20 protein-coding genes and 1 riboswitch are annotated in these 14072 nt (G+C 68.5%); of the genes, 4 read left to right on the top strand and 16 right to left on the bottom strand.

Annotated elements, in window-relative coordinates; all coding sequences use genetic code 11:
* Positions 1-667: 667 nt before the first annotated feature.
* From ACFYO5_RS32210 to ACFYO5_RS32150, 13 genes are all read right to left on the bottom strand, one after another.
* The gene (locus tag ACFYO5_RS32210; protein WP_388715636.1) at positions 668-1906 is read right to left on the bottom strand and encodes a tyrosine-type recombinase/integrase; all 1239 of its coding nucleotides are present in this window, start codon (positions 1904-1906) and stop codon (positions 668-670) included.
* Positions 1906-2103, bottom strand: coding sequence for a helix-turn-helix domain-containing protein (locus ACFYO5_RS32205; protein ID WP_388715633.1), 198 nt, complete (start codon positions 2101-2103; stop codon positions 1906-1908). The genes ACFYO5_RS32210 and ACFYO5_RS32205 overlap by 1 nt, the downstream gene beginning before the upstream one ends.
* Positions 2100-3476 carry a replication initiator protein RepSA gene (gene repSA, locus ACFYO5_RS32200; RefSeq protein WP_388715630.1) on the bottom strand — a complete coding sequence of 459 codons (1377 nt, stop codon included), beginning with the start codon at positions 3474-3476 and terminating at the stop codon, positions 2100-2102. Before repSA ends, ACFYO5_RS32205 begins: the two co-directional genes overlap by 4 nt.
* Positions 3469-3654 carry a hypothetical protein gene (locus ACFYO5_RS32195; protein WP_388715628.1) on the bottom strand — a complete coding sequence of 62 codons (186 nt, stop codon included), beginning with the start codon at positions 3652-3654 and terminating at the stop codon, positions 3469-3471. Before ACFYO5_RS32195 ends, repSA begins: the two co-directional genes overlap by 8 nt.
* A gap of 85 nt (positions 3655-3739) precedes the next feature.
* Positions 3740-4264, bottom strand: a complete 525-nt coding sequence (locus ACFYO5_RS32190; RefSeq protein WP_388715625.1) for a GGDEF domain-containing protein — start codon at positions 4262-4264, stop codon at positions 3740-3742.
* Positions 4265-4386: 122 nt separating this feature from the next.
* The gene (locus ACFYO5_RS32185; RefSeq protein ID WP_388715622.1) at positions 4387-4695 is read right to left on the bottom strand and encodes a SpdD-like protein; all 309 of its coding nucleotides are present in this window, start codon (positions 4693-4695) and stop codon (positions 4387-4389) included.
* A gap of 23 nt (positions 4696-4718) precedes the next feature.
* Positions 4719-4877 (bottom strand): hypothetical protein, encoded by a 159-nt coding sequence (locus ACFYO5_RS32180; protein ID WP_094103445.1) that lies wholly within the window; start codon positions 4875-4877, stop codon positions 4719-4721.
* 12 nt (positions 4878-4889) lie between these two features.
* On the bottom strand, positions 4890-5081 hold the full coding sequence (locus ACFYO5_RS32175) for a mobile element transfer protein (RefSeq protein ID WP_359775757.1): 192 nt from the start codon (positions 5079-5081) through the stop codon (positions 4890-4892).
* 5 nt (positions 5082-5086) lie between these two features.
* Positions 5087-5272, bottom strand: coding sequence for a hypothetical protein (locus ACFYO5_RS32170; protein ID WP_388715618.1), 186 nt, complete (start codon positions 5270-5272; stop codon positions 5087-5089).
* 16 nt (positions 5273-5288) lie between these two features.
* Positions 5289-5981: a DUF2637 domain-containing protein gene (locus tag ACFYO5_RS32165; RefSeq protein ID WP_388715615.1), complete on the bottom strand. Its 693-nt coding sequence runs from the start codon at positions 5979-5981 to the stop codon at positions 5289-5291.
* A complete protein-coding gene (locus tag ACFYO5_RS32160) occupies positions 5978-6250 on the bottom strand; it encodes a hypothetical protein (protein WP_388715612.1) in 273 nt (90 codons plus the stop codon). Before ACFYO5_RS32160 ends, ACFYO5_RS32165 begins: the two co-directional genes overlap by 4 nt.
* 83 nt (positions 6251-6333) lie before the next feature.
* Complete coding sequence (locus ACFYO5_RS32155) at positions 6334-7689, bottom strand: FtsK/SpoIIIE domain-containing protein (RefSeq protein WP_388715609.1); 1356 nt, start codon at positions 7687-7689, stop codon at positions 6334-6336.
* Between the two features lie 2 nt (positions 7690-7691).
* Entirely contained in the window at positions 7692-8048 is a 357-nt protein-coding gene (locus ACFYO5_RS32150) for a hypothetical protein (RefSeq protein WP_388715606.1), read from the bottom strand.
* A gap of 157 nt (positions 8049-8205) precedes the next feature.
* Here ACFYO5_RS32150 and ACFYO5_RS32145 point away from each other — a divergent pair, with 157 nt between their 5' ends.
* Positions 8206-8937 (top strand): XRE family transcriptional regulator, encoded by a 732-nt coding sequence (locus tag ACFYO5_RS32145; RefSeq protein WP_388715604.1) that lies wholly within the window; start codon positions 8206-8208, stop codon positions 8935-8937.
* A 28-nt stretch (positions 8938-8965) separates the two neighbouring features.
* Positions 8966-9436, top strand: a complete 471-nt coding sequence (locus ACFYO5_RS32140) for an NUDIX hydrolase (RefSeq protein WP_388715601.1) — start codon at positions 8966-8968, stop codon at positions 9434-9436.
* On the opposite strand, the gene ACFYO5_RS32135 is transcribed toward ACFYO5_RS32140, so the two are convergent.
* The 3 genes from ACFYO5_RS32135 to ACFYO5_RS32125 form a co-directional block, all read right to left on the bottom strand.
* A complete protein-coding gene (locus tag ACFYO5_RS32135) occupies positions 9424-9984 on the bottom strand; it encodes an HDIG domain-containing metalloprotein (RefSeq protein WP_388715598.1) in 561 nt (186 codons plus the stop codon). The two genes, ACFYO5_RS32140 and ACFYO5_RS32135, sit on opposite strands and share 13 nt — an antisense overlap.
* Before the next feature lie 405 nt (positions 9985-10389).
* The gene (locus ACFYO5_RS32130) at positions 10390-11652 is read right to left on the bottom strand and encodes a hypothetical protein (RefSeq protein WP_388715595.1); all 1263 of its coding nucleotides are present in this window, start codon (positions 11650-11652) and stop codon (positions 10390-10392) included.
* Between the two features lie 38 nt (positions 11653-11690).
* Positions 11691-11870 (bottom strand): hypothetical protein, encoded by a 180-nt coding sequence (locus tag ACFYO5_RS32125; protein ID WP_388715592.1) that lies wholly within the window; start codon positions 11868-11870, stop codon positions 11691-11693.
* 127 nt (positions 11871-11997) lie between these two features.
* On the opposite strand from ACFYO5_RS32125, the gene ACFYO5_RS32120 reads away from it, so the two are divergent.
* Together ACFYO5_RS32120 and rlmN are read left to right on the top strand one after the other, a co-directional pair.
* Positions 11998-12624 carry a hypothetical protein gene (locus ACFYO5_RS32120; protein WP_388715589.1) on the top strand — a complete coding sequence of 209 codons (627 nt, stop codon included), beginning with the start codon at positions 11998-12000 and terminating at the stop codon, positions 12622-12624.
* Positions 12625-12793: 169 nt separating this feature from the next.
* Positions 12794-13900, top strand: a complete 1107-nt coding sequence (rlmN, locus tag ACFYO5_RS32115; RefSeq protein WP_388715586.1) for a 23S rRNA (adenine(2503)-C(2))-methyltransferase RlmN — start codon at positions 12794-12796, stop codon at positions 13898-13900.
* Positions 13901-13957: 57 nt separating this feature from the next.
* Positions 13958-14065: riboswitch (TPP riboswitch) on the top strand.
* Positions 14066-14072 lie beyond the last annotated feature (7 nt).

The raw sequence follows: 14072 nt of genomic DNA, 5'->3' as shown, positions 1-14072 counted from the left end.
CTACCTCTGACAGCGATGGGACGACAGACCTCGAAAGACAGCGCACGCCGATCGAGTCTTCCGGCAAAGTTTCGGAGTGGTACCACTTTGAAAAGTGTCTGCCGTCCAAATCTCGGAACTTTGATGAGACACCAGATTAGCGAACCATCTCCGAAAGTTCGTAGGTGGCGCTAGGGTGGTACCACTAAGCGCAACAACCGTTGCCCTTGGGTGAGGTCAAAGATCTGTTGCGATCATCGGCCTCAAACATGAGCGGGGCCCCCATTGCCTGTCAGCCTCAGGGACCCCGCGGTGGACTACCGGCCGTGTAGAAGCCCGGTCAGGAGTGCCGTGATGGTGGTTGCAGCCACCGCGACGAGCACATCCCAGGCCATCCGCTTCGCACGGCCGTAGTTTTTGCTGGCACGCGCAAGCATGAGCCGCCTCCGGACCCACTTGACAACCGCTGACCACAGTGCCGCATTGCGGCTCCATAGAGTGGCCAAGTCGCTCTCCCTCCGAACAACGAGCCTGCGCTGACATTCCGAGTGGATGTTCGATACGCGCATGGGCTCGCAGCCCGGAAGAAGCACCGAAACCAGTGTCCGCACTGATTCAATCGGATCAGCGAGCGTGGTGAGGGCGGAATCCGGAATTTCGGTGAACCAGGATGTCCAGAAGAGGTGACCTAGCCGTCGTCATGGCTGCGTAGGGCACTGTCGAGGGCCTTTCGGGTGCGCTCTTGGCTCGACGGCATCAGGTGGGCGTACACCCGCAGCGTCATCGCCGGATCGGCATGCCCGAGGTACTCGCTCACGGCCTTGATGCTTTCGCCCGCGTCCAGGAGGACCGACGCGTAGAAGTGGCGAAGGGCGTGCATCCCGTGCTGCCGGGCGGAGGCGTACGGCTTCCCGGCTTCCGGCGTCGGGATGAGGCCGGCCGCGGCGAGGGCGCGCTTCCACTCGTGGAAGTTGAAGTTGCTCCGCCAGACGATTCCGCCGACCGTGTTCGTGAAGATCAGACGCCGCTCGGTGAGCGGGCCGTCCGGTCGGCCCCACGGCAGCTTGATGCCCACGGGCGGGTGACGTTCCATGTGCCGGCGCAGGGCGGAGGCCACCGAGGACGGCAGCGGCACGTCCCGCTCCTTGTTGCCCTTGGGCGGGGCGAAGACCGCGACACCCCGGATCAGCTTGACCTGAGTGGTGACCCGCAGCGTGTCGCCGTCAAGGTGCACGGAGTCCTCGGACAGGCCGATGATCTCGCCCTGGCGGAGACCGCAGCCGCTGCCCATGGAGACCATCGCTTGGTACCTCTCCGGCAGAGCGTCACGGACCGCGCGCACCTGGGACGGGAGCCAGGGCACGACCCGGGCGGCCGAGACGGCCGGCGGACGGACCGATGCCGCCGAGCACGGATTCCGGGCGAGGTGGCCGTCGTCCACGGCGGCCGACAGCACCGCGCGGACGTTGGCGTAGATGTTGCGGGCGTAGCTGCCGCCTATCGCCGGGTCGATCTCCAGATCACGCACGAACTCACGGATGTGGACCGGCCGGAAGGATCCGAGCGGACGCGCCCCGATGCGGGGGAAGGCATGCCTCCGAAGCCGGGTCTCCACTCCGATGCGCGTGTTGAGGTCGGTCGTCTGACCGGTGATCCAGCGCTCCGCGTACTGTTGGAAGGTCATCCGGGCAGCCTTGGGATCGACGTACTGCCCACGGGACATGTCGGCAGCCGTCTCGGCCAGCCACTCTTCGGCCTTGCGCTTCTGACGGTCGGGGAAGGACCGGCTCTTTTCGGTGCCGTCCGGCCCGACGTACCGGGCCCGGTAGCGGAGGCCGCTGCCGTAGCGGTCGGTCTTCACCTTCACCGGCTTGCCGTCCGGACCCGCCTCGGTCCTGTACCAGCGATCTTGCACGTGGCCGGGCATCAGGCGGCCACCTCGGTCAGTCCGTCGACCCACTGGCGAAGCCGGGCGGGATCGTAGCGAAGGTGCCGGCCGACGCGGAAGGCGGGAGGACCTGTGCGCTTGCGCCGCCACTGGTAGAGCGTCTCGACCGGAACACCGAGTAGCTCGGCGACGTCGGCCGGGGTCAGGTACTGCTCGGGAAGCGTGTGGACGGTCATGCGGCGGCTCCTTCCTGGGCCAGGTCTTGCAGGGCTTCGCGGGCGGTTTCGCGGTTGAGTTGGAGGCCGCGGGCGATGGTGGCGGCCAGGACGGATTCGCCGGGGGTGTGGCCGTGGCCCGCGTACTGCCAGTTGGTGAGGACCAAGACGGTGTCCGGCTCCTGGTCGTCGAGGCCGAGGGCGGCGTGTTCCTGCGCGGCGCGGTAGTCGGCGCGGGCCTGGCGCAGGGCGCCGAGGGTGGTGGAGTAGCGGCGGGACTTCGAGGAGAAGTGGCCGCGGAAGCCGAGCATGTGCGCCCAGGCCCACAGGCGCCGGTCCGGGTAGAGCGGGTCGAGCAGCTTGCAGGCTTCGATCAGGCGGCGGGTGTGGTCGGGTACGCCGTGGCGGTCGAGTTCGGAGAGTTCGCCGATGCGGCGGTCCAGGGTGCCGGTGTTCTCGGCGGCCTTGGTGGCGTACTTGGCGACGTAGGAGGCGACGGCCTGTTCGGTGATGTCGGAGCCGTCCCCGAAGGCCTTGACCGGGCGGACGTCGAGTTGTCGGCCCCAGCGGAAGGTCCGGGCCGGTTGGTCGGCGGCGGTCGGGACGGAGACCGAGGTGTAGGAGTGCGCGGCGGCGGCTCGGATGGCATCACTGAGGAGGTCGACTGTCGCCCAGGTCGGCGGCGGGGTGCCGGGGCCGTCCGGTCCGTCGAGGCGGATCACGGCATGGAAGTGCAGGGCACCGCGCTTTTGGAACTCGGCGACCTTGCCGTAGGAGAGCCGGGCGGCTTCTTTCAGCTCTCGCTGCGTGATGCCGGCGCGGGCGGCGACTTCCCGGCGGAGGCGGTTGGTGAAGCGCTGCCAGAGGTGCCCGGCGTGGTTGTTGAACAGCACCGCGCCCGCGTAGTCGTACGTCTCCGGGTCGAGGGCGGTGCCGAGGGCGGGGTCGTCGGGGGTGTGGCGGGTGCCGCAGCGGCAGACGCCCCGGTCGGGCCGGTTGTGGACGCGGCCGAACGAGGGGGCGGTGAGGGTGGCGAAGACGCGGGGATGGTCGCGGACGGTGGCGGGGATGTCGCGTCGGTCGTCCCCGGCGAGGCCGGCGCGGATGAGGTGGTAGGTGTCGCCCGCGTAGGTCCAGGCGCAGGACGGGCAGCGGGAGGCCCGGCGGTTGCCGCAGGCGAGGCGGAGCCGTCCGCCGGGTTCGCCCTCGGTGGAGTAGTGGTGCAGGGTCTCGCCGGTCGTCTTGTCCTTGTGCAGGACCCAGCCGGTCAGGTGGATGGGGTCGGCGCAGCCGCCGGTGCGGCGGATCTGCTCGTGCCAGCGGTGGTAGTCAGAGGCCGAAGCCACCCTCAGCAGGTCGCCGAGGGTGGCACGGTCGAGCAGCTGCTCAGGCACGCGCGCCCTCCGGGGAGCGGCGGACGGTGGCGGTGCCGGTGCCCTGACAGGCCGGGCAGCGGGCGGTGATGGTGCGCAGGTGGCCACGGTGGTCACGGCCGCCGAGGGTGACAGCGACGCAGGCGAAGCCGTCGCAGGCCGGGCAGATCCTCGGCGGGGGCGGGGTGTGGTGGGCCATGATGGTGGTTCCTTTCGATTGCGGTTGGAAGGAACGGCCCCGGGTGGCGGCGTGCTTGGCGGCTTGTGCGCCACCCGGTGGCCTTTCAGCGAGTGGTGCGGGAGCCCCGGCGGGTGCGGCCCTTGGTCGCGTACATGGCCGCGTCGGCGGCGGCGAGTGCGTCGGTGAGGAGCGGCACCGCCAGCTCCGCGACGGGGCAGACGCCGACCGAGGCGGCCAGCGGGAGGAACGTTCCGGCGTAGGGCAGCGGCCGATGCAGTGCCGCGGTGAGCGCGTCGAGGTCGGCGACGGCCAGGTCCCGGATCACGGCGACGAATTCGTCCCCGCCCAGGCGTCCGGCGGTGCCGTTGTGTCCGCACCAGGTGCGCAGCCGGTCTGCGGTGGCGACGAGGGCGGCGTCCCCGGCGGCGTGGCCGTGGGTGTCGTTCAAAGTCTTGAAGTGGTCGAGGTCGACCAGGAGCACGGCCGCGTTCGGGTGCCGGCGGATGAGGTGCTCGGCGCGGGCGGTCCACCCGGCGCGGGTGTGCAGGCCGGTGAGCGGGTCGCGGCGGGCGCAGGCGAGACGGCGGGTGAGGATGCCGCCGTGCACGGCCCAGCCGAGTAACGGCACGATGCTCGCGGCTATGTGCAGGTCCGTGGCGTTGTCCCTTGGCGATGGCGGTTGGTTTGGGCGGAACCCGGTCCCAGGAGCGGCGGCGTGCTTGGCGGCTTGTGCGTCGCCCCTGGGACCGTTCAGCGGCGGTGCTGCGAGGCGATGACCGAGCGGACCACCACGGCGCAGACGGCGACGGACGCGCCGGTGACGGCGACGGCCAGGAGCATCGAGACGAGGACGGCGCCGACGACCAGGACGACGGCGGTGCCGGCGCCGACGAGGGCGAGGACCGCGCCGGGGGTGAGCTGGACCGTGGGGCGGGTCGACGCGGCCGGGGCCGGGGCGGGCGCCGGGTGGTGCTGGACCACGGCGGTCGGCTCGACGACGGCGGGCGGGGTGATGAGCCCGGTGGGGGTGGGCATGGTGGGGATCTTGGGGCGGAGCATGGCGGTTCTCCCTTCGGTGCGGACTACTTGGTGAGGGCGGTGTCGATGGCGGGGGCCAGGACGCTGTCGGCGAGGAGGTAGCCGCCCAGGAGGAGGACGGCGACGAGCCACCAGGGCGGGCGCAGGAACTTGACGCCGAGGTAGCCGACGGCGGCGAGGGCGAACCAGAGGGGGACCTGCATGAGGGGTGTCTCCTAGCGGACGCGGCAGCGGTGGGTGCGGGCGGCGAGCTGGGCGGCGGACTGGCTGGAGTAGTCGGCGGACCAGCCGCAGCGGTCGGCGGTGCAGACGGCGGCGTGCGCGGTGTGGCCGTGGCGGTCGCGGTGGGTGCCGATCTGTACGGGGCCGATGCGCATCACGGAGTGGAAGTGGTCGCGGGCGGGCATGGCGGTCAGTCCTTCCGGGTGGTGGGGTCGGGGAAGGTGGCGCGGATGGCGGCGGCGGTGGCCGGGTTGGTGGTGCGCTGGGCGGCTTCCTCGGCGAGCAGGTGGGCGAGGTAAGGGCGGTCGGCGGCGGTCATCTCGCGGGCGCTGTCGAGGTAGTTGGCGGCGGTCAGGTCGGCGGGGTCGGAGGTCATCGGTCTGCCTTCCGGGTCAGGTGAGGTGGGCGGCGATGGCGTCGGCGAGGTGGGGTGGGACGCCGAGGCGGGTGCGCAGGGTGTCGGTGTCGATGGGGGCGCCGGTGCGGTTGCGGTAGTCGGCGGCGACCTTGCGGGCGTGGTCGACGAGGACGGCGGGCACCGCGGGCGCCGGGTCGGCGGGCGGAAGGGCCGGAGGTTCCTCCACCGGGGCCGGGGCCGGGGCCGGGGCCAGGTCGGGTTCCGGGTCCGGCACGGGGTCGGGGTCCGGTGTGCGGTCGTCGGCGCGGTCGGGTTCCGGGGCCGGTGCGGGTGCCGGCGGAGTGGGTGTGCGGTGGTCGGCGGAGTGGGCGAGGAGGGTGCCGCCGAGGAAGGCGAGGGCGGGCCATCCGGCGATGCCCAGGCGGAGCAGGGCGGGCGGGTCGGCCAGGTCGAGGAATCCGGCGGTGGCGACGTTGGCGCCTAGGGAGGCGAACAGGGCGATGAGGAACCAGCACCAGGCCAGCCGCGACGGGCCTTCCGAGTGGAGTCGTCGCCAGGCGGCGACCAGGAGGAGGTCCACCGAGACCGGGTAGGCCCAGGCTTTCCAGCCGTCCTGTCCGGCAGCGGCGGCCAGGTCGTGCAGGTGGGCGAAGGACAGGGCCCCGGCGATGACGGCCTGGACCAGGACGGCGTCGACGCGCAGGCCGTGGCGGGTGGACGTCCTCATGACCGGCGCAGAGGGGCCCGGCCGAGGGCGCGTGCCACGGCGTCGCGGTCGGCGGGGGTATAGGCGGTGCGGACTCCGGAGATCGACAGCCCGGCCGCCTCGGCCAGGGACGCCAGGGTGTAGGGGCGGGGGCCGGTGAACTCCCGGCCGTAGGCCAGGTAGGCGCGGATCTGCTGGTCCAGCTGATCACGTGCATCCCGCAGGGCGGCAAGCCGGCCGAGGAAGTCGTTGGGGAGGAGGTCATCCAGCGCGGTCAGAGGTTGGGGCATGAGAGGGCCTCTCCTTCTTCAGGCATGGCGGGGGTAGGGATCTGGCGCGCAGGGCGGTCGTGCCGACCGTGGAGCGGGGGAGGTCAGGCCGTGGCGGGAGCGGTCTTGGCCAGCGGCACCGGGGCCTCAGTGGAGCTGGTCAGCTCGGGCCGGAAGGGTGCCAGTTCGGGCAGGGCCGGGGTGCGGTCGGCGTGCCGGTTGCAGGTGTTCACGGCCTGGCGGAGCGAGGTATGCGGGGCGCGGATGCGGTGCCAGCCGCCGGTGGAGTCCCCGGCGACGGCGAGGCCGCGCAGTTCGGCGGGGATCTGGATGGCGGCGAGGACGGCGTCCGGGGAGATGTCGCCGAAGGCCATGTTGGCGCTGGTTTCGTCGTTGACGCGGTGGGCGGTGCGGCCGGTGAGCTGGGCGCGGAGCATGGTGATGCCCTTGCCGAGTTCGGAGCCGAAGCGCTGTCCGCAGATCTCCAGGTAGATGCCGGCTGCGCGGCCGAGCTGGGCGAGGCGGACCAGCGCGGTGATGATCCGGTCGCGTCGCTTCTCCTCGTCCTTGCTGGCGAACAGGGCGAGTTCGGCGACCTCGTCGACCAGGATCACGACCGGCACGGGGCGCAGGTGGTCGGGCAGGTCCCAGATGTCGGCGGCGATTTCGGCGTCCGGGACGGCGGCGGTGATGCGCTGTTCGGCGCGGATGAGCTGGTAGACCCCTTCCATGCGGGACACGAGTGCGTCGAGGAGGTCGGCGGCGGTGTCGGGGTTGTCGGCCAGCGCGGAGAACCGGCGGGCCAGCGGGAACAGCTCGACCCCCTGTTTGCAGTCGATGCCGACCAGGGCGACATCCATCGGGGCGAGCCCGGCGACCAGGTTGCGCTGGTAGACGGACTTGCCCGACTCGGTGGCGCCCAGGGTGAGAGCGTGCGGGATCGCCCGGTAGTCGCGGTAGTGCACCGAGCCGTCCTCGCGCAGGGCGACCGGGACCCGCATCGGGCAGGCGTCGAGCTTGGCGGGCATCTGCACCCGCTTGAGCACGTCGTAACCGGTCATCCGCAGCTCCACGACCCCCGAGCGCAGCTCACGTGAGGTGACCCCGTACATCGAGAACGAGTGCCGCAGCCGGTCCGAGGCGGCGGCGACATCGAAGGCGTCCTGTCCGGGACGGAGCTTGAGCCGCAGGACCAGGCCGGTCCGGGTAGGCCGTAACCGCAGGATGCGCGGCGGACGCGGCTCCGGTACTGGCCGGTTGGTGATGCGGGCCAGGGCCAGGCGCCAGCGCGAGGGCGGGACCGTCAGACCGCAGGCGTCCATGACGGAGGCGTAGCGGACCAGGACCCGCACGCTCGCGAGGGTGACGCCGAAGGTCAACCAGTACCAGGCGGGGCGCCGCCACCGCAGGAGACCCGCAGCGGCGACGACCAGCACCAGAACGACCGTGGAGGCGGTCATGATCAGGCCGCCGTGGAGTTCGCGGCAGCGGCGACCAGGGACGTGACCGCGACGGCGCGGAAGGCGATGCCGTGCCGCTTCTGGCCGTTGAAGTCGTTCTCCCACGGCCGCGCGATCAGACCCGTGAGCGCAACGGGCGTGCCCATGGCCAGCTCACCGGAGATACCCGGCTCCGGGACGGTGATGGACAGGATCTCCACCTCGTCGTTGGCCGCGAACATCACGTCCACGGTCATCAGCTTCGCGCCGGTCTCCATGTCGGTGGCGATCTCGCCGGTACGGCGGTCCTTCACCTTGGGCTGCGGGGTCTTGGCGACCATCACGGTCGCGGCGGAGGTGTCCACGGGAATCTGACGCATCGTCTTGTCTCCTGTTGTGGTGGGTTCTTGGCCGACATTCCGTCGGTGAGATCAGGAGACCGCGAGAGGGGGTGGACGCATCACGGCCCGTATGGACGTTTAGGGACGTCTGAGCTATCGTCAAAACGTCCCTACGGGTCCCAAGGAAGGGCACGCCATGGCGAACGAGCGTCTGCGCGCGGCGATTTCGGCGAAGGGCGAGACGATCCAGTCCGTTGCTGAGCACGTCGGAGTCGACCCCAAGAGCGTCGAGCGCTGGATCACCACGAACCGCACTCCGCACCGGGGTCACCGCTGGAAGGCCGCGAGCTTCCTCGGGGTCGACGAGGTCTACGTCTGGCCGTCAGTCGAGAAGCAGGCCGAGAAGGCGAGCGCGTCAGAGCTGATCACGTACTACCCGCACCGGGGTGCGGTGCCTGCCCCGCTGTGGTCCTCCCTGATCGAGAAGGCGACGGACCAGGTCGACATCCTGGTGTACGCGGGGCTGTTCCTCTTCGACAGTCACCCGGACCTGCCGGACCAGCTGGCCGACAAGGCGAAGGCCGGCGCCCAGGTCCGCATCCTGCTGGGTGACCCGGAGTCCGCGGCTGTGCGCCAGCGTGGCGAAGAGGAGGGAATCGGCGACGACCTGGCGGCGCGGGCGCGGATCACTCGCCGGCACTTGCAGCCCGCCATGTCGACGCCCGGCGTTGAAATCCGGCTGCACGACACGATCCTCTACAACTCGATCTACCGGTTCGACGACGACGTCCTGGTGAACCCCCACGTGCTGGGAGCTCCCGCCGGACAGAACCCCGTGATGCACTTCAAGTACCTACCGGGAGCGCGGACGTTCCGGCACTACATGCGGAGCTTCGACTACGCATGGGAGCAGGGGCGGAAGGCATAACCGGGCCCCGGCGTGCGACGCTGAACACATGGCACGCGTCGACTACTTCAACGATCCGAACGCCCCGAAGGCGAACAGCCTCGTCCCCTCCGTGACCGCCGTGGCCCGCAACGAGGCCGGGGAAGTCCTGCTGATCCACAAGACCGACAACGACCTGTGGGCCCTGCCCGGAGGCGGCATCGATCTGGGCGAGTCAGCACCCGACGCGGCTGTACGCGAGACCAAGGAAGAGACCGGGTTCGACGTCGAGATCACCGGCCTGATCGGGATCTACACGAACCCCGGACACGTCATGGCGTACGACGACGGCGAGGTGCGCCAGCAGTTCTCCATCTGCTTCCATGCCCGCATCGTCGGCGGCCAGCTGCGGACGAGCAGCGAGAGCAAGGAAGTGGCGTTCGTCGATCCGAGCAAGCTGGACGAGATGAACATCCACCCGTCGATGCGCATGCGGATCGAGCACGGGTTGGCCGGCCGGGCCGAGCCCTACATCGGCTGAGCCACCATGCGGTCGAGGGTTCGCTCTACTGCGGCCTGGAGGTACGGGCGCGCCTTGCTGATCGCGTTGTGCACCTCGTTGCCCGGCTCGTAGCGGACGAGGATTTCGTCAATCCGGGTGTCGAAGTCGAAGGACTGCCCGGCGGGGCCGGTCGTCATGTCGGCGAAGATCAGTGCGTCGAGGACGGGGGAGTCCTCCCGCTCGTAGACGGCCAGCTCTGCCGAGAGACCGCGCTGCTCCGCTTCGTACACGGCCCCGGAGTGGTGGGCGACTAGCCGCACGAGACGTGCCGGCGCACCCAGCGATTCCAGGTGGCGGGCACCGTCGAGGGGATGGAACCCGGTGTCACGCAGCTCGGGGGCGTAACCGATGTCGTGCAGCCAGGCTGCGGCGACGAGGAGATTCCGGTCAGCCTCCGACACAGCCGCGGTAGCCTCGCGAGCCCGAGCGGCCACAGCCTGAGTGTGCAGCCAACGGTTCCCGAGCTGAGGAAGCAGGGACTCGGCGAGTTCGGCCGCTCCCTGAGGCGTGTCCAGTGCAGAAGGCATGGATGGAACGGTAGCCGAGACGAGCGGTAAGCCGACAGGCCACGATCGAGCGGTTTCGATCATGCGTGCGGTACAACTTTCCCTACTTCATCAAGAGCCCGCGCACGGCGCGGGCGCGCGCCGCCTCTGCGACGCGGCCTGCCTCCTGTCTGCGCCCCGGCTGGCCGCGCCCGGCGGCGCGCTCGGCGGCTGCGGGCATGAAGGGGGAGGCACCCTCTGTGGCTGGGGCGGTCGGCTCCACGGCTTTAGGCAGCCACTTTGGGGCGAGCCTCTAAGATCATGGCCCCAACGTCGTGCTTTAACGGGCAGGTCCACAGACTGCCCGACGCGCCGGAAGCTTACGGGGCCATGATCACTCGCCCCAAAGCAGCTCCAGCCCAAAGCCGCTCCGCCGACCTGGCGGCGCTACTGCGAAGACTCTGGGTTTTTGTAGTGCATTCTACTTGGCAACTGATTTCGCATCGCCATTATTAGCAATTTTCGCGCCGCATTCTTCATGATCATCACATCGCTAGCTTCGAGTGATGGATTCGAGATCCTTGAAAGGATGCTAAATGAAAAGGCGCCAGGGGTAAGCTCCCTGCCGTGCAATCTTCCCTTATGGACGGTATTGGATCTATTTCCGTAGGCAGCTCGCAGTCTCTCGCGCTCCCATTCGGTAGTGGCAAGTTCAAGGGTTTCGTTAAATTTACCTCCGATGTTCATGTGGTTCGAGCAGGATTTGCAGCGCTCCTCATGGTATAGCGATAGTGAGATTGACTCCACGGCGGCGACAAAAGCAACGAGAGCCAAACTGGGGTGCCGAACTTCAACCCTTAGGGCTTCCATGTAGATCGATACGGCAGCCTTAATCCTTGCGCGCCGATTCATAGTGGTCCAGGCGTCATGGATCCAATCCGGGATTTCCAGGAAATCTAGATCCTCAATATTGGGGGCCTCCATCATGCCAGGCTCCATCGCTCTCATCCACCCAGCTTGATCAGGCAACTGCCGCTCGCCCCATTCTAGTGGGGCCGGAGATTCCTGCAGTTCGATAGTTGTATCCCAAATGGCAGACAAAAAGGATACGAGACTGCCAAGCTCTTCTGCCGCCGACCGCTGAGCATGCATCCAGTCATACCCAGTACTTACTCCTCGTATGAGGATTGGGATGGATGGCCGGGATGTCCATGAATTCGCAGATGGCAGGGGGGTGGGTCCGAGCTGCCAGAAGTAGCGTTCAGTGGATGAAAGCTTCATCCGTGATAGGGATAGCTTCCTGGGGAGCCTTTTGGGTTGGTCTCCGTAAGGTGAAATTGCTTCAGAAATAACAGCTGACCACTTATGTGACTTGACGGGCTCGTGGATTCCTGCTGTTGCCAAGTTGATTGCCGACCGAAATGCGTCAATCAAGTCGATGTCTCGTGCGTCCATACCGCATGCCCACACCTGAATCCTGTCCCCCGGTTGAGGGAGCAAGAGGAGGCGAGTGTCGGCTCGTTCGCCCTCGCTCCCGAGGGTCACCGTAAATTCCAGAAAAGGGCCCAGGTCTCCACCGCTGCTACTGCCGTAACCAGACGCGCCGCAATTCTGAGTCATGTAGTTACTAATGCGGGAGATCCATTCATCGCCTTTCGTTGGCCAGGGCACATCAAAATCGCCCAAAAATTCATGCCACTCGTAATGCATGACTGCCGCCCTCCCGTGAGTAAAGAGATATCAGCGTCTCACGCATTGCTGCCACAGGGCAGGTATTTTTGGCGAAACCGGTCGCACTCCTGTTCGGCCTCGTGGCTGCCTCGGCAGTGTTGTCCTTCAGGACGCTTGAAGGCGATAGCGGACGTCGACAGTTCGTCAGCAAGGTGAGGAAGTTGATCAATAAGGCCGCCGAAGTTCAGCGCTGCCACTGATCAGTTGTGACTGTGCTGAGAAACGAGCGTGTGCGGCCGCGTCCTGGCCAGATCGCCCCCTTGTGCGCCCTTCGTGTGCGTGTCACACAGTTCAGAGGCAGGACCTGGGGGAGGGGAGCACTGCATGTCGGTGTTGGGTGGCTATCCGGTGGGGCCGTCGGCCTGGGCCGTCGAGCGGTTTGGGCGGCATGCCGGCGCGCTTGCCGCTGCGGTTCCGGTGCAGTTGGCCAAGGCGCATGGGAAGGCTCATGCCGCGCACCTCGCCGCGGGACTGAAGAAGCGGAGTCCGTACGGCGTCGCCCTTGCGGGAGTGGTGCGCGAGAACCTGGCGGAGACGGCGCGGGAGCTGGGGGAAGCCGTGCGAGACGTGCGCGGGTACGAGTACGCGGTGATCAACGATCACGCACTCTTCCCATTTCGGTACGGGGACAGACCGAGGCCTCTGGACCGAGCCCGGCTGCCGGCCAACGCGTCGCCCACTCGGCACCGGCTGTTTCGGGCGCACGGGCCGCAGCCTCCGGAAGGCCTGTTCGACGTCGATGAGGACCTTGCGACCGAGGAGTACCTGGGGCTGCACGAAGTCTTCGAGGAACTGGGAGCGTCCACCAGGCTGGTCTGTGTGTTCTTCACGGCCGACGCCGAAAACGGCATCCATGCCATCCACTGGGGGGATGCCCACCTCGAACCCGACCGCACCTTCACATGGCCCTACAGGGAACAGCTCCCAGTCGCTCCCGTGCAGCTGGAGTGACGGGTGCTGGCGTCGCTACCTGAGCACGGCCGGTCGGGGCCGGCTGAGTCCTGGGCCGTCCCTGGGCCGTCCGAGGCCGACCAACGCTGACAGTCAGTGCCCACGGGTGACCACCCCCACCCCGCCCTGGCCTGGGCCCCCGCGGATGATCTGCGACACTGGAAGAGTTATGCCGAAGCCCGGAGAACTCACTTTCGTCGCCCCCCGCGGAGCCAAGAAGCCGCCGCGGCATCTCGCCGACCTCTCGCCCGCCGAGCGGAAGGAGGCGGTGGCGGAGATCGGGGAGAAGCCGTTCCGTGCGAAACAGCTGTCCCAGCACTACTTCGCGCGGTTCGCGCACGACCCGGCCGAGTGGACCGACATCCCCGCCGGGGCCCGCGAGAAGCTGCGCGAGGCGCTGCTGCCCGAGCTGATGACGGTCGTACGGCATCTGTCGACGGATGAGGGGACGACCCGCAAGACGCTGTGGCGGCTGTTCGACGGCACGCTCGTGGAGTCGGTGCTGATGCGGTACCCGGACCGGGTCACCATGTGCATCAGTTCGCAGGCCGGATGCGGGATGAACTGCCCGTTCTGCGCGACCGGGCAGGCCGGGCTGGACCGGAACCTGTCCACGGCCGAGATCGTCCACCAGATCGTGGACGGGATGCGGGCGCTGCGCGACGGGGAGGTCCCCGGCGGGCCGGCCCGGCTGTCCAACATCGTGTTCATGGGCATGGGCGAGCCGCTCGCCAACTACAAGCGGGTCGTCGGCGCCCTCCGGGCGCTCACCGATCCCGCGCCCGACGGCCTGGGGCTCTCGCAGCGCGGGATCACCGTGTCGACGGTCGGGCTGGTGCCGGCCATCAACCGGTTCTCCGACGAGGGCTTCAAGTGCCGGCTCGCCATCTCGCTGCACGCCCCCGACGACGAGCTGCGCGACACCCTTGTCCCCGTGAACACGCGGTGGAAGGTGCGCGAGGTGCTCGACGCCGGGTTCGAGTACGCCGAGAAGTCCGGGCGCCGGCTGTCCATCGAGTACGCGCTGATCCGTGACATCAACGACCAGGCCTGGCGAGGCGACCGGCTCGGGCGGATGCTCAAGGGCCGGCCCGTGCACGTGAACCTGATCCCGCTGAACCCGACGCCGGGCTCCAAGTGGACCGCCTCCCGGCCCGAGGACGAGAAGGCGTTCGTCGAGGCCATCGCGGCGCACGGGGTACCCGTCACCGTCCGGGACACCCGCGGTCAGGAGATCGACGGGGCGTGTGGTCAGCTCGCCGCCACCGAGCGGTAGTCTGACCGGCGTAAGCACTGTCCTGTTTTCAGACAGGATCATGATCCAGACATCTTCATATTCCGACAGGGGAGCGCCACAGCGCTGAGAGTGCGGCAACCGGGCCGCAGACCCTCTGAACCTCGCCCAGGTCATTCTGGGTAGGAAGTTCGGTCATCACTCGAGCTGTTGC

Origin of the sequence: Streptomyces sp. NPDC006259 (genome assembly GCF_042870975.1) — a bacterium.
Lineage (GTDB): Bacteria > Actinomycetota > Actinomycetes > Streptomycetales > Streptomycetaceae > Streptomyces.
Note: the sequence above shows the minus strand (reverse complement) of the source record. Positions and strands in the feature narration are given on the sequence as shown.